Below are 17,338 nucleotides of genomic sequence, written 5' to 3'. Positions count from 1 at the left end.
TCATGCGCATTCATACTCACATCCTTGGCTTTCCCCGTATCGGCGCCGCGCGCGAACTGAAACTGGCGCTGGAAAGCCACTGGCGCGGCGAGCTGTCCGAAACAGCGCTGGAAGCGACGGGCCGGCAATTGCGCGCGCGCCACTGGGCGCTGCAACGCGATGCAGGGCTCGACTACGTTACCGTGGGCGACTTCGCCTTTTACGACCAGGTGGCCAACCATATCCAGCTGCTGGGCTGCGAACCGCCCCGTTTCAGCTTTGCGCCAGAGCAGTCGCCGCTGTCGCGCTATTTCACGATGGCGCGCGGTGCAGAGACCGGCACGCATGCGGAGCACGCGGACTGCGGCCATGCACACGCAGCAGGCACTGCCGCGCTGGAAATGACCAAGTGGTTTGACACCAATTACCATTACCTGGTGCCCGAATTGTCGCCGCAGACCCGGTTTTCTCTCGCTTGCGAGCGCCTGCTGGCGGAAGTGGCCGAGGCGCAGGCGCTGGGCCACCAGGTCAAGGCGGCCCTGATCGGCCCCCTCACCTTCCTGTGGCTGGGCAAGGAAAAGACACACGGCTTCGACCGCCTGTCCCTGCTGGAACAATTGCTGCCCGTCTACGGCGCCCTGCTCGACCGTCTGAAACAACAAGGCGTGGCGTGGGTGCAGGTCGACGAACCGATCCTGGGCCTGGACTTGCCCACCACGTGGCGCAGCGCCTTCGAGAGCGCCTACTGGCAGCTGAACCAGGTAGGTATCAATATCCTGCTGGCCACGTATTTCTCGCCGCTGGAAGAAAACCTCAGCCTGGCATGCCGCCTGCCCGTGGCCGGCCTGCACGTGGACGGCATCCGCGCGCCGCATGAACTGATCAGTGTCACGGACTGGCTGCCCGCGCATAAAGTCTTGTCGATCGGCATCGTCGACGGGCGCAACATCTGGCGCACCGACCTTGACGCGGCCCTGGTCGTGCTGCAGCCGCTGGCGGCCAAGCGCAATGGCCAGCTGTGGCTGGCGCCGTCGTGCTCCTTGCTGCACGTGCCGTTCAGCCTGGAAGCGGAAACGGAACTCGACGGTGAAATCCGGACCTGGCTGGCGTTCGCCACGGAAAAACTGGCAGAAATTGCGCTGCTGAAGGACGCGCTGACGGGCCATCCCGATGAGGCCGCACTAGCTGTGTCTCGTCTGGCCATTGCCAGCCGCCGCGCCAGCGCCCGCGTGCACCGTTCATCGGTGACGCAGCGCCTGCAAGCGCTGACGCCCACCGTGGACCGCCGCGATTCCAGCTTCCCGCTGCGCCAGGCCGTGCAGCGTGCGCGTTTCCAGTTGCCCGACTTCCCGACGACAACCATCGGTTCCTTCCCGCAGACGACGGCCATCCGCGCCGCCCGCGCGAGTTTCAAGCGGGGAGAACTGGCCATCGCCGATTACGAACAGCAGATGCGCGCCGAAATCGCCCACGCCGTGGGCCGCCAGGAAGCACTGGGCCTGGACGTGCTCGTGCATGGCGAAGCGGAACGCAACGACATGGTCGAATACTTCGGCGAGCAACTGGATGGTTTTATCTTCACGCGTCACGGCTGGGTGCAATCGTACGGCTCGCGCTGCGTCAAGCCGCCCGTCATCTATGGCGACGTGCAGCGCCCGGCCGCCATGACGGTGGCCTGGACGGTGCACGCACAAAGCCTGACGCACAAACCGGTAAAGGGCATGCTGACGGGGCCGGTGACGATCTTGCAATGGTCGTTCGTGCGCGACGACCAGCCGCGCGCCACCACGGCGCTGCAGATCGCCCTGGCCATTCGCGACGAGGTGGCCGACCTGGAAACGGCCGGCATCGGCATCATCCAGATCGACGAGCCTGCCATCCGCGAAGGCTTGCCGCTGCGCTGCGGCCAGTGGGATACTTACCTGGCCTGGGCCACGCGCGCCTTCCGCATCGCCGCGTCCGTCGTCAGCGACGCGACGCAGATCCACACCCACATGTGCTATGCCGAGTTCAATGACATCCTGCCGCAGATCGCCGCCATGGACGCCGACGTGATCACGATAGAGACGAGCCGCTCGGACATGGAACTGCTGACGGGCTTTGGCCAATTTCAATATCCGAACGAAATCGGCCCCGGCGTGTACGACATCCACTCGCCGCGCATCCCCTCGACACCCGACATGGTGGCATTGCTGCAAAAAGCCAGCGCCGTGATTCCAGCGGCCCATTTATGGGTCAACCCGGACTGCGGCCTCAAAACGCGGGGCTGGGTGGAAACGGAAGCGGCTTTAAAGAATATGGTCGCGGCGGCGCGGCAGATGCGCGCGGCGGCATGACATAAGCCGACCCAGGCCGCATGCAGGGCTGCTTTCAGGGCGGCGCACCGGTTTTCCGGGGCGCCGTCCGTTTTTTTTGACATGAAGTAGGTGTTGCCCTGCGGAATAGCATGCGCCAGGCCCCTGACGCCGATTTTTTTGCAGTAGAATGCAAGAAATTTACTGCTCCCATTGTTGCCGTACGGAACATCTGGCCTGCCGCAGTTTCACTTTGATAAATGTTTATGTCCAAAAGCCCGTCGCAGAAGCCTATCGAAATCAAGATTTCCACCGTCGTTGCTGTCTCCGCCATCATGCATAGCGCCGATACGCAGGCCCTCGATGCCGCCTTGCGCGACATGACGGGAGGCGTGGCCGACTTTTTCGAGGACGACCTGGCCGTGCTGGACGTGGCCGCCTTGCCGCCCGGCAGCGTGCCCATCGACTGGGCCGCCCTCGTGGCCCTGCTGAAAAAATACCGTTTGAATGCCGTGGCCGTGCGCAATGCGCCGGCCGACATGCATGATGCCATCCTGGCGCAAGGCTTGAGCCTCGACAGCGGCAAGACGCGCGACGATGCGCCGCCCAAGGATGGCCCCAAGGATACGCCCACGGCGGCGGCACAGTCGGGCGCAGACGCCCAGGTGATGGTGATCGACACACCCGTGCGGGCCGGCCAGCGCATTTATGCACGCGGCTGCGACCTGATCATCACCGCTGTCGTCAACAATGGCGCCGAAATCATCGCCGACGGCAGCATCCACGTATATTCCTCGCTGTACGGCCGCGCGCTGGCCGGCGCCTCGGGCAATCCCCAGGCGCGCATCTTCGCGCTGGCGATGGAACCGGAACTGGTCTCGATCGCCGGCGTGTACCGCACGTTCGAGGATGGTTTCCCTGCGGAAATGGCGCGCGGACCCGCGCAAATTCGTTTGGCTGGAGACAGAATCGATATACACTCTGTCAATCCGGTCACTCCCGTGAACCGCTCTTAAGCTGCACAATTCAAGAGATATCTGAAAAGGATTATTTGTGGCAAGAATTATTGTTGTGACGTCCGGCAAGGGCGGTGTCGGCAAGACGACCTCTAGCGCCAGTTTTTCCACTGGCCTGGCCATGCGCGGCCACAAGACAGCCGTGCTCGACTTCGACGTGGGCCTGCGTAACCTCGACCTGATCATGGGTTGCGAGCGCCGCGTCGTCTACGACCTGATCAATGTGATCAATAAAGAGGCCACCCTGAACCAGGCCTTGATCAAGGACAAGCACTGCGACAACCTGTTCATCCTGCCCGCGTCGCAAACGCGCGACAAGGATGCTTTGTCGGAAGAAGGCGTGGAACGCGTGTTGAACGACCTGATCAACATGGGTTTCGAGTTCATCATCTGCGATTCGCCGGCCGGCATCGAGCATGGCGCGCTGATGGCGCTGACGTTCGCCGACGAAGCCATCATCGTCACCAATCCGGAAGTGTCGTCGGTGCGCGATTCGGACCGCATCCTCGGCATCCTGCAAGCCAAGTCGCGCCGCGCGCAGACGGGCGGCGAGCCGGTCAAGGAACATTTGCTGATCACCCGCTACTCGCCGAAACGCGTGGAATCGGATGAAATGCTGTCCTACCAGGACGTGCAGGAAATCCTGCGCATTCCGCTGGTGGGCATCATTCCGGAATCGGAACAAGTGCTGGCCGCCTCGAACCAGGGCAACCCGGCCATCCATTTCACGGGTACGGACGTGGCGCAAGCCTATGAAGACGTGGTCTCGCGTTTCCTCGGCGAAGAAGTCGAGTTGCGCTTTACCAACTATGAAAAGCCTGGATTACTCCAGCGCATTTTTGGGGCGAAGTGATATGGCCTTGCTTTCTTTCCTCTTCCCCCCCAAGCCGAAGACGGCCACCGCGGCCAAGGAACGCCTGCAGATCATCATCGCCCGCGAACGCAGCGGACGCGATGGTCCCGACTTCCTGCCCGCCCTGCACAAGGAATTGATCGCCGTCATTTCCAAGTACACCAAGGTCAACGCCGACGACATCAAGATTTCGCTGGACCGCCAGGGTAACCTGGAAGTGCTCGACGTCAACGTGGTGCTGCCGGACGCGTAATAGTTAATCCGGCCGCACCGTGAGCAATTCCTGCGCCACCGCGGCGCAGGCGTTCACGTGCTGGTTGCCGATCTGGCGGAACACGGCGTAGCCGATGGCTGCCGCCACCGCCTGGCCGGCGAACGGCACGAAGCGCGCCACCTGCTTGGTGGCTATCTTGACACCACTGCGCTTGAGCAGGTGGAGGATCAGTTCGCGCGACACCAGCTTTCCCACCAGCATGCCGCCCATGCCCACCGCCGCGCGGTAGGCCATCATCTTGAACTGCGGGTTCAGACGCTCGATCTGTTCGGGCGTGAGTCCGAATTCGTGGTTGATATCGTTGATCAGCATGGAAAACAGGCCTACGTCGGACATCAGGTCGACGCCGGGAATGGGAATGGCCGAGGCGCCCGCCGACATCATGGCGCGCCGCTGCACCAGGCGCCGGCAACGCTCGCGCACTTGCTCGATTTCCGCACGACTGGCCGGTATCAGTGTCCAATCCGTAGTGCTCTTGTCTGACATGGCCGCTTCTCCACAGTAGGGGGTAGATGAACAAGTGTAACGTAAAGGCTCTGCCCTCCGATTTCACTGGACACAGTTGCAATCTCTGTTATATTTCACTTGAGCATTCCTTAACATTACGATAAGCAGAGCAGACCGTCTGTTTGTTGCTACACACTCCAGCCAATTATGCGAATTGCCGTACTCGATAGCGACCATAGCCAGGCAGAGCTGATCTGCCAGGTGCTCACCGCCGCCGGCCACGCTTGCCACGAGTTTCAGAGTGGTAAGGAAATGCTGGGGCAACTGCGCAAGGACAGTTGCGACATGCTCATCCTCGACTGGCATGTGAGCGATCTGGACGGTGCGGAAGTCTTGCGCCGTGCCCGCGAAAAACTGGCGCCGAAGGCGCCCGTGTTGTTTATGACCAACAGTTCCGGCGAAGACGACGTGGTGGCGGGCATGACGGCCGGCGCCGACGACTACATGATCAAGCCCCTGCGGCGCAGCGAACTGACCTTGCGCACCCAGGCGCTGTTGCGCGTGGCCTACCCGGCCCAGAATGGCGCCGAATACTTGCAGTTCGGGTCATACACGTTTGAAACCCGCCCCGGCCGCCTGCTGCGCGATGGCGAAGTGCTCGACGTGACGCACAAGGAATTTGCCCTGGCGCTGCTGTTTTTCCGCAACCTTGGCCGTCCCCTGTCGCGCGCCTACATCCACGAAGCCGTGTGGCAGCGCGACACGGCCCTGCCCTCGCGCACCATGGATACCCACGTCTCGCGCGTGCGCAACAAGCTGCAGCTGAAACCGGAACACGGCTACAGGCTCGTGCCCGTCTACAGCTACGGTTATCGCCTCGAAAAACTGGGCGGCTGAACGGCGGCAAACGGCTGACCTGCTCAAAGCGCGGGCACAAAGCGCTATAATGTCGGCATAAGTCACCCCAACAGCCCTGAAATGCAACTGCTCGCCGTCGGCCTCAACCATACCACCGCCCCAGTGTCGCTTCGCGAACAGCTGGCGTTTGCGCCTGAGCACTTGGGTTCGGCGGTGATGGCGGCGCGCACCTGGTTCCAGCGCATCGACTTGCGCGACAACGACGAAGCGGCCATCCTGTCGACGTGCAACCGCACCGAGCTGTATGCGGCCAGCCACGTGCCCAATCCGCTCGACGCGGGCGCGCATTTCCTGGCCGACTACCACCAGCTCAATTACAGCGAGCTGCGCCCCCACTTGTATATGCTGCCGCAGCACGATGCCGTGCGCCACACCTTCCGCGTCGCCTCCGGGCTCGATTCGATGGTGCTGGGCGAAACGCAGATTCTGGGGCAGATCAAGGATGCGATCCGCACGGCCGACGAGGCGGGCGGCCTGGGCACGTATCTGCACCAGTTGTTCCAGCGCAGCTTTTCCGTGGCCAAGGAAGTGCGCAGCAGCACGGAAATCGGCGCCCACAGCGTGTCCATGGCGGCCGCCGCCGTGCGCCTGTCGCAGCGCATCTTCGACAAGATCGCCGAGCAGAACGTGCTGTTCATCGGTGCCGGCGAAATGATCGAATTGTGCGCCACGCACTTTGCGGCGCAAAATCCGAAAAGCATCACCATTGCCAACCGCACCATGGAACGGGGCGAGGAGCTGGCGCACCGCTTCAACGGCAAGGCCATCCGCCTGGCCGATTTGCCGGAGCAGCTGCACCAGTTCGACATCGTCATCTCGTGCACGGCGTCATCGTTGCCGCTGCTGGGCCTGGGCCTGGTCGAGCGCGCCATCAAGGCACGCCGCCACAAGCCCATGTTCATGGTCGACCTGGCCGTGCCGCGCGATATCGAAGCGGAAGTGGGCCGTTTGAACGACGTTTTCCTGTACACGGTCGACGACCTGGGCAAGGTCGTGCAGACGGGCCTGGAAAGCCGGCAAGCGGCCGTGGCGCAAGCCGAAGCCATCATCGAGACGCGCGTGCAATCGTTCATGAGCTGGGTCGACGACCGCGCCATGGTGCCCGTCATCCAGCATTTGCATGAAAACAGCGAATCGTTGCGCCTGATGGAAGTGGAACGGGCGCGCAAGATGCTGGCCAAGGGCGCCGACATCGACGCCGTCCTCGAAGCGCTGTCGAAAGGCTTGACGGCCAAGTTCCTGCACGGCCCGCAGCAGGCGCTGCACCACGCGCAAGGCGACGAGCGCAAGCAGCTGGTCACCCTGCTGCCAAAACTGTTCCGCCCCCGCCGTTAGCGCAGCCCCGCCGGCCGCCCGCGCGCGGCCACCCCTGCCCGCCTGCCGTAGTTGCAGAACCCGCACCATCCCTACACTCTTTACCGCGAATCGCTATGAAACCATCCATGCTGGCCAAACTCGATCAACTGGCGAACCGCCTGGTCGAACTCGACGAACTGCTGATGCATCCGGACGCCACGTCGAACATGGACAGCTACCGCAAGATGACGCGCGAGCACGCCGAACTGGGCCCGCTGGTGGCCCTGTACCGTTCCTACCAGGAAGCCGGCAACGATATTACGACGGCGCAAGAGATGCTCGGCGATCCGGACATGAAGGAATTCGCCCAGGAAGAAATCGAGGCGGCGAAAACCACCATGGCGCGGCTCGAGCGCGAACTGCAGACCATGCTGCTGCCGAAGGACGTCAATGACGAGCGCAATATCTTCCTGGAAATTCGCGCCGGCACGGGCGGCGACGAATCGGCCCTGTTCGCCGGCGATTTATTACGCATGTACACGCGCTTTGCCGAGCGCAACCGCTGGCAGGTGGAACTCGTGTCCTCGTCCGACTCCGACCTGGGCGGCTACCGCGAAGTGATCGTGCGCGTGGTGGGCAATGGCGCGTATTCGAAACTGAAATTCGAATCGGGCGGCCACCGCGTGCAGCGCGTGCCGGCCACGGAAACGCAAGGGCGCATCCACACGTCCGCCTGCACGGTGGCCGTGATGCCGGAAGCCGATGAAGTCGAAGACGTCAACATCAACCCGGCCGATCTGCGCATCGATACCTACCGCGCCTCGGGCGCGGGCGGACAGCACATCAACAAGACGGATTCGGCCGTGCGCATCACCCACTTGCCGACCGGCATCGTGGTCGAATGCCAGGATGACCGCAGCCAGCACAAGAACAAGGCGCAAGCGATGAAAGTGCTGGCCGCGCGCATCAAGGACGTGCAGCTGCGCGAACAGCAATCGAAGGAAGCGGCCACGCGCAAGAGCCTGATTGGCTCGGGCGACCGCAGCGAGCGCATCCGCACATATAATTTCCCGCAAGGCCGGCTGACGGACCACCGCATCAATCTGACGTTATATAAGCTCGACTTCATCATGGATGGGGATTTGACGGAGTTGACGAATGCGCTGGCGGCGGAACATCAAGCGGAACTGTTGGCTGCCCTGGGCGATTAAACGCTGGCGCCGTTGCGTCGGCTTACGCTGCGCTAAGCCGACCTAAGTAAACCTGCGCCGCGATTTGCAGGTCGGCTTAGCGCTCAGCGCGTAAGCCGACAGCTTTAAGTAGCGGCTAAGCAATAAAAATCGGCCCTTGTGCGAAAATGACCAGCTCGATTCCATCCACCTCACCGTGTCGCCCATGAAAAATTCACGCACCGTCCTCCTGTTGACCGCCGCCCTGTGTTTCCTGATGCTGGGCGTGGCCATGTATTTGCAGCATGCCATGAACATGGCGCCGTGCCCGCTGTGCGTGATCCAGCGCTACTTGTTCCTCGCCATCGGCATCGCCTGCCTGGCTGGCGCGGTGGCCAACCGGCCAAAAATCGGCGCCAGCGTCGGCTTGCTGGCGGCCCTTGGCGGCCTGGGCGTGGGCGCCAAGCATTTGTACGTGCTGGCCAACCCCGGCTTCTCGTGCGGCATCGATCCGGTGGAAACGGCGCTGAACAAGGTCTTCACGGCCGAACTCATGCCCTTCATGTTTGAATCGTACGGCGCCTGCGAAAGCGCCGGCGAGCCGTTTTTCGGCCTGTCGATCCCGCAATGGGCCTTCGCCTGGTTCGCCATCTTCGCCATCGCCATGCTGTGGACCTTGCTGCGCCGTCAGAAATAATTGAAAGCACCATGCCAGAAACCTTGATTCCCGCCGGCAGCACTGTCGGCGCCCTGCAAATCCGTCCGCTGCTCGATCCGCTCGACAACCGCATTTTGCTGGGCCACGCACTGGGCCTGTCGCGCGTGAGCCTGATCACGCAATCGGAGCGCGTACTCACTCCCAACGAAACGGAACGGCTGTCCAGCTTGCTGGCGCGCCGCCTGCAGGGCGAGCCGATCGCCTACATCGTCGGCCAGCGCGAATTTTTCGGCCTGCCGTTCGAAGTGAACGACGCCGTGCTGATCCCCCGCCCCGACACGGAAGTGCTGGTGGAACTGGCGCTCGAGCGCCTGCCACCGGGCGGACGGGTGCTCGATATGGGCACGGGCAGCGGCGCCATCGCCGTCGCGCTCGCGCACACGCGGCCCGACGCCGTCGTCACGGCCCTGGACGTGAGCAGCGCGGCGCTGGCCGTGGCGCGCCGCAACGCCAGCGCCAACGGCGTCAACATCACCTTCATGGCCAGCGACTGGTTCGAAGCGCTGGGCACGGAAAAGTTTGACCTGATCGTCTCCAATCCCCCCTACATCGCCAGCGGCGACCGCCACCTGGCCGAAGGCGATCTGCGCTTCGAGCCGACGGGCGCGCTGACCGACCACGCGGACGGCTTGTCAGCCTTGCGCACCATCGTCTCCGGCGCCGCGCGCCACCTGGCGACGGGCGCCTGGCTGCTGATGGAGCACGGCTACGACCAGGCGGCTTCCGTGCGCGGCTTGCTGGCCGACGCCGGCTACAACAAAGTGCAAAGCTGGCGCGACCTGGCCGGCATCGAACGGGTCAGCGGCGCCCGCCTGGGCTGACGGCCGCCACCTGCGCAAAGCTTGACCCGGCAGCGCGCCAGATCCCCCCGCAGTTTGTTAAACTATCAAGCGAATTCCTGACCGAAGCGCCGTCCCCGTTGCCCGGGACGGACGCTGGCGACGCGGCGTTTTTTGGGCCGGCGCCGACGCATTTGCCAAAATTCGGTTAATCTCAGCACAAATTATTTATATGCTGCACAAGAAAGGAAGCTCAAATTGCCCAACCTGTTGACTCGCCGCCTGGCATTGCTGACCGAAGATGCCAACCGCGCGCTGCTGGGCGGCTTGCGCGGCATCGAACGTGAAACCCTGCGCGTCGACCACGCCGGCCATCTGGCTTCCACGCCCCATCCCGCCGCTCTGGGCTCGGCGCTGACGCACCCTGAAATTACCACCGACTACGCCGAAGCGCTGCTCGAATTCATCACCCCGGCCGAAGCCGACATCGGCGTCACGCTGGACAAGCTCGACACCGTGCACCGCCACGCCTACAGCCGCCTCGGCGACGAGTTGCTGTGGAGCCAGTCGATGCCATGCCAGCTGCCGCCCGAAGCGGAGATCGAAATCGCCAACTACGGCACCTCGAACATGGGCATGCTCAAGCACGTCTACCGGCGCGGCCTGGCTTTGCGTTACGGCAAAGCCATGCAATGCATCGCCGGCATCCATTACAACTATTCGCTCGACGAGCAGCTGTGGCAAGTGCTGGCCAGCAATCCGGACACCAGCGCCAGCGCCACGCAGGCGGCAGCCACGCCGAAAGACGTGCAGTCGGAAAGCTATCTGGCAACGATCCGCAATTTCCGCCGCTACAGCTGGCTGCTGATGTACCTGTTCGGCGCCTCGCCGGCCCTGTCCGCCGGTTTCCTGCGCGGCCGCGCGCACAAGCTCGACACCTTGTCCGACGACACCCTGTTCCTGCCGTACGCCACCAGTCTGCGCATGAGCGACCTCGGCTACCAGAACGACGCCCAGTCGGGCCTGCGCCCGCACGAAAACAGCCTGGAAGACTACGTCAACGCGCTCACGCACGCCGTCAACGATCCGTATCCGCCGTACGAAGCGCTGGGAACAAAAAAAGATGGCGAGTGGATTCAATTGTCCACCAACGTGCTGCAGATCGAAAATGAATACTATTCGACCATCCGCCCGAAACGCGTGATCCGCACGGGCGAACGCCCGATCCAGGCCCTGTGCCTGCGCGGCGTGCAATACATCGAAGTGCGCTGCATGGACGTCGACCCGTTCGAACCGGTCGGCATCAGCCTGGAAACGGGGCGCTTCCTCGACGCTTTCCTGCTGTTCTGCGCGCTCGACGACAGCGGCCCCATTTCGGCCGAGCAAAGCGCCTGCTACACGAACAATTTCGCGCGCACCGTCAAGGAAGGCCGCAAGCCGGGCCTGAGCCTGCGCCGCGATGGCGAGGACATCGGCTTGCAAGCGTGGGGTGAGGAATTGCTGGCGCGTATCGCGCCCGTGGCAGCCTTGCTCGACGCGCGCCATGGCGGCACGCAGCATGCGGACAGCCTGGCGGCGCAAGCCGTCAAACTGGCCAACCCCGATGCGACGCCATCGGCGAAGGTCTTGGCCGAGCTGCGCGCCAACGGCGGCTCGTTTGCCGCCTTCGGCCTGCAGCAAAGCGAACGCCATGCGGCGTTTTTCCGCGCGCATCCGCCCACACCCGAGCAAAGTGCGTATTTCGACGCGATGGCCGCCAGCTCGCTGGCCGAGCAGCGCGCCATGGAAGCGGCACCGGCCGGCAGCTTCGACGATTTCGTCGCCGCCTACCGCGCCAGCACCCTGTGCTCGCACACCTGATCCTGCCCGACTTTCCGCCTGGCGCCCCATGCTGACTTTCTACAATGAATTGCACGGCCAGCACCGGGGCCGCTTCGAGATGTTTCGCGGCGCCATGGTGCCCTGCTTCGAGACGCCCGAACGAGCCGACATGGTGGTGGCCGAGCTGGGACGGCGCAACCTGGGCCGCATCGTCACGCCGCATGGCGTGCCGCTGACGTCGCTCGAGCGCATCCACACGCCCCGCTACCTGCATTTCCTGCGCCACGCCTGGCACGACTGGCTGGCGCTCGACCCCGACAACGCGGGCAAGGATGCGCTGCCATCCGTGTGGCCCGTGCGCACCTTGCGCAGCGATATCGAACCGGACGACTTCACGGCCAAGCTGGGCCTGTATTCGATGGACAACGGCACGCCGCTGACGGCCGGCACGTGGACGGCGGCCAAGACGGGCGCCGACTGCGCCGTCAACGCGGCCCACGCGCTGCGCCTGGGCGAGCGCGCCACGTTCGCCCTCACGCGCCCGCCGGGACACCACGCGGGCAGCGACTTTTTTGGCGGCTACTGTTTTCTCAATAACGCGGCCCTGGCCGCGCAACATCTGCTCGACGATGGCGCCCGCAAGGTCGCCATCCTCGATATCGACTACCACCACGGCAACGGCACCCAGAGCATCTTTTATGCGCGCGACGACGTGCTGTTCGCCTCCATCCACGCCGACCCGCGCAGCGAATATCCGTTTTATCTGGGCCACGCCGACGAGACGGGCAGCGGCGCGGGGCTCGGCTACAACGTCAACCTGCCGCTGCCGGCCGGCAGCACCACGGCCAGCTGGTTCGCGGCGCTGGAAACGGCCTGCCTGCGCATCAATATGTACGCGCCCGACGCGCTGGTAGTCTCGCTCGGTGTCGACACCTTCGCCGGCGACCCGCTGTCGCACTTCGCCCTGCAAAGCGGCGACTACCTGCGCGTGGGCGAGCGCCTGGCCCACCTGAACCTGCCCACCGCCTTCATCCTCGAAGGCGGCTATGCGGTGAAGGAAATCGGCATCAATGTCGTCAATGTGCTTGAAGGCTTTGAAACGGCGGAGTAGGCCTGTAGTGATGTCGGCTTACGCCCTGGCGGGCCTCGGCGGCCCCGCTAAGCCGACCTACCCGACCTCACATATTCCGGAACAAGGCCATGAACGGCTGGCTCACGGCCCAAACTGCCAAGTGCGTTTTCCGGCGCAGCGGACAAGGCGGGATTATGCTGAAGTCTTACGGCGGCGTACCCGCGCAAGGTACATGAGTGCCAGGCCGGCGGGCAGCATCAACGCGACCGTTGGCTCAGGAACGGGCGCCGGGGAAATCGTGAAGGTCGTCTGATCGGACCAGTTATAACGATTTTCCCATCTTGTGCCCCGCATAAAATCTCCTCCACCGCGGAGGAGGTGACTGCCGATAACGTCATTGCTATACCAGGACATGGAACCTTCGTCATAGCCGTAGGTCCTGGCTTCATATTGAAGTTTACCTGTCAGTGTATAACTGAAATTTTTTACTTCACACCGGAGGTAGGAGGAAGTATTGCATCCATAGCTGCCTGGCGTGACAGGGAAAAACAGGTAGCCCCCGGAGCTGAAATAGCTCAACTCATCCAACACAATCACACCGTCCTGATTACTGTCCTCCCCGACAAAACTGCCCCCGAACTCCCGGCGAGAATCGAATACGCCGGTAGCCGCGTCGACAAAGCCTCGATAAGTAAAATCCCACGTCGTCGGCTGCGCATGGACAGTAGATATTCCGGCGACAAGTAAGGCGGCGCACAACAGGTTCTTTTTCATGGTTTCCTCATATTTTTGCAGAGCGTTAAAAAAGCGCTTCAGGAGACGTACCCATCACGTCTCACGGCATGCCGTCATGTTAATTTTATCATAATTAAATATAATTATGATAATAACTATGGGCGAAGAAAGTATGAAAAAAGTGTGTGCGACGGTTTTGAAAGGGCGCAATAGCGGCTACATATTCCGGAACAGCGCCATGAACGGCTGGCTCACGGCCAGCGTTTCCGGCCGCGTCTTCAGGCGCAAGGCGCCGCGCCCGACCTCGTCGCGCGTCACCGACGCCACCATCTTCATGTTGACGATGGTGGAGCGGTGGATCTGCTTGAAGATGGCCGGGTCGAGCACGTCGAGCAGTTCGCGGATCGGCTTGCGCAGCAGCGCTTCGCCGTCCGCCGTCATGACGGCCGTGTACTTGGTGTCGGACTGAAAATAGGCGATGTCTTCCACCATGATCAGCCGCGTATCCTTGCCGCTGCTGGCCGTCAGCCACACCAGCGGCGGCGACTTGGCCGCCGCTGGCAAGGCGCTGCTCAATTGCTGCAGCAGGCCGGCCAGAGCGCCGTCGCCCGCCCGGGCCTTGCCGGCCCGTGCCCGCACACGCTGCAGGGTCGCTTGCAGGCGCTCGCGGGCGATCGGTTTCAATACATAATCGACGGCGCCCTTGTCGAAGGCATCGATCGCGTACTGGTCGTAGGCCGTGACGAACACCACCTGCGTGGCGGGACTCGCTTCGAGCGCGCCGGCCGCCACTTCCAGCCCCGTCAGGCCCGGCATGCGGATGTCGAGGAAGGCGACGTCGGGCTTGTGCGTGGCGATGGCCTCGAGCGCCGTGCCGCCGTCATCGCAGGCGGCGACGATGCGCAAGTGCGGCCACTCTTCGGTCAGCAGGGCCACGAGCGCGTCGCGCAGCAGGGTTTCGTCCTCGGCGATCACGCAAGTCATCTCAGGCTGATGCATACGACACTCCTTGCGCCGTGCTGTCCGGCACCGTGATGGTGGCTGTCACGCCATCGGGGAAATTGGCGACGATGGCAAACGCGGCGGCATTGCCATAGGTCAGGCGCAGGCGTTCGCGCACATTGCGCAGGCCGATGCCCGTGCCGGCGCCGTCGTCGCTGAAACCCTTGCCGTCGTCGGCCACCGTGACGATCACCGTGCCGTCGCCGCTGCGCGCCATGATCCAGATGGTGCCGCCACCGCTTTTCGGCTCCAGGCCATGCTTGATGGCGTTTTCCACCAGGGTTTGCAGCATCATCGGCGGCAGCTCCACCTGGCGCAGGTATTGCGGCACTTCGATCTGCAGGTTCAAACGCCCGCCCATGCGGATTTTCAAAATATCGAGGTAGGCGCGCGCCCGTTCCAGCTCCGTGCCCAGGGTCGACATGGCTTGCTCCGTGCGCGGCAGCGAGTGGCGCAGGTACAGGATCAGATTGCCCAGCATTTCGTCGGCGCGCACGGGGTCGCTGCGCGTGAGCAGCTGCGCGCTGGCCAGGGTGTTGTACAGGAAGTGCGGCTCGACCTGCGCATGCAACAGGCTCAGCTTGGCCACCGTGAGTTCCTTTTCCGTCACCGTCTGACGCGCCTCGGCCTGCTCGCCGCGCCGGCGCTGCGCCACGCGGCGCGTCAACGCCCGCGTCACCGCTTCCGCGTTTTCCAGGTTGCTGCCATGGTCGACGAGGAACCAGTCGGTCCAGGCGTTGCGCGCCGGCTCGCAGATCAGGGTCACGCTGCCCGCCTCGCCATTCGGCGTGACGGTGGCGAGGATCTGGTTCGGCCGCGGCTCGAGGAAACCGAGCACGCGCATGCGGGGCAAGCCCGTGTGCGTGTACGGCGCGGCACGGCGCACTCTAGCCTGCACTTGCAGGCTGTCGCGCGCGCTTTCGACCACTTCGCTACCCGGCAATTCGCGGATGGCCGCGTCGATCATGTCGAACGTTTCGCCCGCTTCGAACGGGATCTCGATCTGGCGCCGCTGGCGGCTCGACAGCGTGCCGGCATTGACGGCGCCGGCGATCAAGCGCACGCGCCGCACGTGCGAAAACGCATTCGTGATGACGGCGCTGGCCAGCAGCGCGCCGACGATGACAAAGAAGCCTTCCGTATTCCCGAAGATATAGCGCAGGAAGTTCTCGACCAGGATCGCCGTGGCGATGATGTAGGTGAGCATCGTGGCCACGGTGATGCGCAGGATAAAGAAGAGGCTAGTCATGATTTTTCCTTGGGGTTGTGAAGTGGGCCAAGCATAACCATCGGCCCCGGCGGCGGTGGCCATTATGCGATGGAAGCCAGGTAGTGGCGACAAAGGCATCAAAATAAAGCATCAATCCGCGCCACCCCAAAATAAAATCGCTTGCAATTAAATAGCGCGCGATATATATTGTGTACATGGACGCCGGCAAGTGCTTCTGCAGACGGAGATCCTGGGGCGAGAGCCCACGAAACAAGTAGCACACTATTTAGTAGCCACCTATTTATCTACCTAAAGGAAACCATCATGTCGATCAAACAAGTCCTGTACCGCGCTCAAGCCACCGCCACCGGAGGCCGCGAAGGCCGTGCCGTATCGTCCGACAATGTGCTGGACGTCAAGCTGACCACGCCAAAAGAACTGGGCGGCAATGGCGCCGTCGGTACCAATCCGGAGCAACTGTTCGCCGCCGGCTACTCGGCCTGCTTCATCGGCGCCATGAAATTCGTCGGCGGCCGCGACAAGATCGCCGTGCCAGCGGATCTGTCCATCGAAGGCAACGTCGGCATCGGCGCCATCGAAACAGGCTTCGGCATCGAAGTGGAACTGAAAATCTCGCTGCCAGGCATGGAACGCGCCGCCGCCGAAGCACTGGTCGCCGCCGCCCACATCGTCTGCCCGTACTCGAACGCCACGCGCGGCAACATCGACGTCACCCTGACGATCGTCTAATCCCCGCCGCATGACTCTCACCTCCCCGGACGCGCCACTTGGCGCCGCCGGGGATTTTTGCGTTAACGCAACACCTGCAGCAGCTTGTCCGCCAGGGCCGGCGCCGAGGCGGGATTCTGTCCCGTGATCAGTTCGCGGTCGACCACGACGTTGCTGGTCCACGGCGCCTGGTTTTGCACATACCGCGCGCCGGCCGCCTGCAAGCCCGACTGCGGATAGAACTTCATCGTTCCGCCCTTCAGCGCGCCTTGCGCCGCCAGCTCTTCCTGATTGCTGATCACCGTCATGCGGTAGCCGCTGTAGATCCAGTCCGCCGGCTTGGCAGGCGTGCGGCCCGCTTCCAGCGCGGCCGCAAACGCACCCGCCTGCGGCAAGGCCGACAGCAGGGCGATGGGACCGTGGCACAGCAGCGCCGTCGGCTTGCCATCCGCGTGGAACTGGCGCAGCAAGGCGCCCAGGCTGGCATCCTTCAACAGATCCTGCATCGGCGCGTGGCCACCCGGCACCAGCACGGCCGCATAGTGGCCATAACCGATCTGTTCCACACGCTTCAGGCTGATCACGGGCGAGCGGCCCGGCACCGTCAGCGCCAGCTGGTCCAGCAGCGCCTTGTGCGCCGCGTGCGCGGTGGCGTCGCCGCCAAAGTAATCGACCGTATCCGAACTGGCGTCCAGGGTGGGCGCCTTGCCCTGCGGCGTGGCAAACGTCACCGTGTGGCCCGCGTCGAGCAGCTTTTTCACGGGCTGCATCAGTTCATTCAGATAAAAACCCGTCGAAAAGACCTTGCCGGCGCGCAGCTCGAGGTGATTGGCGTCCGACAGCACGACGAGGACCTCGGCCGCCTGGGCGTTGGAAAAGGCGGCGAGCAACAGGCTGCTGATCAGTAATTTTTTCATGGTGTGGCCTTTCTGTAGAGAGGTCACCAGCATATTCCGAATCAAAATTGGGAAAAATGATGAATAATGCACAGCACTGATGCAGAATAAGACCGAATAGAAGCGCCGA

17 protein-coding genes are annotated in these 17,338 nt (G+C 63.1%); 12 read left to right on the top strand and 5 right to left on the bottom strand.

What is annotated here, in order from left to right; genetic code table 11:
- Positions 1–2 precede the first annotated feature (2 nt).
- From metE to minE, 4 genes are all read left to right on the top strand, one after another.
- Positions 3–2,315: a 5-methyltetrahydropteroyltriglutamate--homocysteine S-methyltransferase gene (gene metE, locus AC4BCN_RS02135; RefSeq protein ID WP_490492469.1), complete on the top strand. Its 2,313-nt coding sequence runs from the start codon at positions 3–5 to the stop codon at positions 2,313–2,315.
- A gap of 224 nt (positions 2,316–2,539) precedes the next feature.
- Entirely contained in the window at positions 2,540–3,289 is a 750-nt protein-coding gene (minC, locus tag AC4BCN_RS02130; protein WP_086137425.1) for a septum site-determining protein MinC, read from the top strand.
- 37 nt (positions 3,290–3,326) lie between these two features.
- Positions 3,327–4,142: a septum site-determining protein MinD gene (minD, locus tag AC4BCN_RS02125; RefSeq protein ID WP_034752889.1), complete on the top strand. Its 816-nt coding sequence runs from the start codon at positions 3,327–3,329 to the stop codon at positions 4,140–4,142.
- Position 4,143: 1 nt separating this feature from the next.
- Positions 4,144–4,395, top strand: coding sequence for a cell division topological specificity factor MinE (gene minE, locus AC4BCN_RS02120; RefSeq protein WP_034752886.1), 252 nt, complete (start codon positions 4,144–4,146; stop codon positions 4,393–4,395).
- A 3-nt stretch (positions 4,396–4,398) separates the two neighbouring features.
- Here minE and AC4BCN_RS02115 read toward each other — a convergent pair whose 3' ends face one another.
- Positions 4,399–4,902 carry a hypothetical protein gene (locus AC4BCN_RS02115; protein ID WP_092713320.1) on the bottom strand — a complete coding sequence of 168 codons (504 nt, stop codon included), beginning with the start codon at positions 4,900–4,902 and terminating at the stop codon, positions 4,399–4,401.
- A gap of 168 nt (positions 4,903–5,070) precedes the next feature.
- On the opposite strand from AC4BCN_RS02115, the gene AC4BCN_RS02110 reads away from it, so the two are divergent.
- From AC4BCN_RS02110 to AC4BCN_RS02080, 7 genes are all read left to right on the top strand, one after another.
- Positions 5,071–5,760: a response regulator transcription factor gene (locus AC4BCN_RS02110; RefSeq protein WP_034752882.1), complete on the top strand. Its 690-nt coding sequence runs from the start codon at positions 5,071–5,073 to the stop codon at positions 5,758–5,760.
- A gap of 81 nt (positions 5,761–5,841) precedes the next feature.
- Positions 5,842–7,116 (top strand): glutamyl-tRNA reductase, encoded by a 1,275-nt coding sequence (hemA, locus tag AC4BCN_RS02105; RefSeq protein ID WP_034752880.1) that lies wholly within the window; start codon positions 5,842–5,844, stop codon positions 7,114–7,116.
- A gap of 95 nt (positions 7,117–7,211) precedes the next feature.
- Positions 7,212–8,288, top strand: a complete 1,077-nt coding sequence (gene prfA, locus AC4BCN_RS02100; protein ID WP_034752877.1) for a peptide chain release factor 1 — start codon at positions 7,212–7,214, stop codon at positions 8,286–8,288.
- A 184-nt stretch (positions 8,289–8,472) separates the two neighbouring features.
- On the top strand, positions 8,473–8,943 hold the full coding sequence (locus AC4BCN_RS02095; protein WP_034753580.1) for a disulfide bond formation protein B: 471 nt from the start codon (positions 8,473–8,475) through the stop codon (positions 8,941–8,943).
- Between the two features lie 11 nt (positions 8,944–8,954).
- The gene (prmC, locus tag AC4BCN_RS02090) at positions 8,955–9,785 is read left to right on the top strand and encodes a peptide chain release factor N(5)-glutamine methyltransferase (protein WP_490492468.1); all 831 of its coding nucleotides are present in this window, start codon (positions 8,955–8,957) and stop codon (positions 9,783–9,785) included.
- Positions 9,786–10,001: 216 nt separating this feature from the next.
- Positions 10,002–11,603, top strand: a complete 1,602-nt coding sequence (gshA, locus tag AC4BCN_RS02085; RefSeq protein WP_456148188.1) for a glutamate--cysteine ligase — start codon at positions 10,002–10,004, stop codon at positions 11,601–11,603.
- A 28-nt stretch (positions 11,604–11,631) separates the two neighbouring features.
- Positions 11,632–12,675, top strand: a complete 1,044-nt coding sequence (locus AC4BCN_RS02080; RefSeq protein WP_139091340.1) for a histone deacetylase family protein — start codon at positions 11,632–11,634, stop codon at positions 12,673–12,675.
- Between the two features lie 153 nt (positions 12,676–12,828).
- On the opposite strand, the gene AC4BCN_RS02075 is transcribed toward AC4BCN_RS02080, so the two are convergent.
- The 3 genes from AC4BCN_RS02075 to AC4BCN_RS02065 all read right to left on the bottom strand — a co-directional run bounded on the left by AC4BCN_RS02075 (position 12,829) and on the right by AC4BCN_RS02065 (position 15,622).
- On the bottom strand, positions 12,829–13,410 hold the full coding sequence (locus AC4BCN_RS02075; protein ID WP_338680354.1) for a PEP-CTERM sorting domain-containing protein: 582 nt from the start codon (positions 13,408–13,410) through the stop codon (positions 12,829–12,831).
- 177 nt (positions 13,411–13,587) lie between these two features.
- Positions 13,588–14,370: a LytR/AlgR family response regulator transcription factor gene (locus tag AC4BCN_RS02070; RefSeq protein WP_490492467.1), complete on the bottom strand. Its 783-nt coding sequence runs from the start codon at positions 14,368–14,370 to the stop codon at positions 13,588–13,590.
- Positions 14,357–15,622, bottom strand: a complete 1,266-nt coding sequence (locus AC4BCN_RS02065) for a histidine kinase (protein ID WP_128140777.1) — start codon at positions 15,620–15,622, stop codon at positions 14,357–14,359. Before AC4BCN_RS02065 ends, AC4BCN_RS02070 begins: the two co-directional genes overlap by 14 nt.
- Positions 15,623–15,907: 285 nt before the next feature.
- Between AC4BCN_RS02065 and AC4BCN_RS02060 the strand changes: the two genes are divergently transcribed.
- Positions 15,908–16,333 (top strand): organic hydroperoxide resistance protein, encoded by a 426-nt coding sequence (locus tag AC4BCN_RS02060; protein ID WP_034752862.1) that lies wholly within the window; start codon positions 15,908–15,910, stop codon positions 16,331–16,333.
- Positions 16,334–16,395: 62 nt separating this feature from the next.
- Here the strand turns inward: AC4BCN_RS02060 and AC4BCN_RS02055 are convergent, their stop codons facing one another.
- The gene (locus AC4BCN_RS02055) at positions 16,396–17,229 is read right to left on the bottom strand and encodes a type 1 glutamine amidotransferase domain-containing protein (RefSeq protein ID WP_490492466.1); all 834 of its coding nucleotides are present in this window, start codon (positions 17,227–17,229) and stop codon (positions 16,396–16,398) included.
- Between the last annotated feature and the right edge of the window lie 109 nt (positions 17,230–17,338).

The organism is Janthinobacterium sp. Bl 1 (genome assembly GCF_058215535.1).
The sequence above is the reverse complement of the archived record's forward strand: the minus strand, read 5'-3'. Positions and strand labels throughout refer to the sequence as shown.

Excerpts from the sequence above, each read along its gene's own strand:
- metE (WP_490492469.1), top strand. The coding sequence starts at position 3 with ATGCGCATTCATACTCACATCCTTGGCTTTCCCCGTATCGGCGCCGCG.
- minC (WP_086137425.1), top strand. The coding sequence starts at position 2,540 with ATGTCCAAAAGCCCGTCGCAGAAGCCTATCGAAATCAAGATTTCCACC.
- minE (WP_034752886.1), top strand. The coding sequence starts at position 4,144 with ATGGCCTTGCTTTCTTTCCTCTTCCCCCCCAAGCCGAAGACGGCCACC.
- AC4BCN_RS02115 (WP_092713320.1), bottom strand. The coding sequence starts at position 4,902 with ATGTCAGACAAGAGCACTACGGATTGGACACTGATACCGGCCAGTCGT.
- AC4BCN_RS02110 (WP_034752882.1), top strand. The coding sequence starts at position 5,071 with ATGCGAATTGCCGTACTCGATAGCGACCATAGCCAGGCAGAGCTGATC.
- hemA (WP_034752880.1), top strand. The coding sequence starts at position 5,842 with ATGCAACTGCTCGCCGTCGGCCTCAACCATACCACCGCCCCAGTGTCG.
- prfA (WP_034752877.1), top strand. The coding sequence starts at position 7,212 with ATGAAACCATCCATGCTGGCCAAACTCGATCAACTGGCGAACCGCCTG.
- AC4BCN_RS02095 (WP_034753580.1), top strand. The coding sequence starts at position 8,473 with ATGAAAAATTCACGCACCGTCCTCCTGTTGACCGCCGCCCTGTGTTTC.
- prmC (WP_490492468.1), top strand. The coding sequence starts at position 8,955 with ATGCCAGAAACCTTGATTCCCGCCGGCAGCACTGTCGGCGCCCTGCAA.
- AC4BCN_RS02080 (WP_139091340.1), top strand. The coding sequence starts at position 11,632 with ATGCTGACTTTCTACAATGAATTGCACGGCCAGCACCGGGGCCGCTTC.
- AC4BCN_RS02075 (WP_338680354.1), bottom strand. The coding sequence starts at position 13,410 with ATGAAAAAGAACCTGTTGTGCGCCGCCTTACTTGTCGCCGGAATATCT.
- AC4BCN_RS02070 (WP_490492467.1), bottom strand. The coding sequence starts at position 14,370 with ATGCATCAGCCTGAGATGACTTGCGTGATCGCCGAGGACGAAACCCTG.
- AC4BCN_RS02065 (WP_128140777.1), bottom strand. The coding sequence starts at position 15,622 with ATGACTAGCCTCTTCTTTATCCTGCGCATCACCGTGGCCACGATGCTC.
- AC4BCN_RS02060 (WP_034752862.1), top strand. The coding sequence starts at position 15,908 with ATGTCGATCAAACAAGTCCTGTACCGCGCTCAAGCCACCGCCACCGGA.
- AC4BCN_RS02055 (WP_490492466.1), bottom strand. The coding sequence starts at position 17,229 with ATGAAAAAATTACTGATCAGCAGCCTGTTGCTCGCCGCCTTTTCCAAC.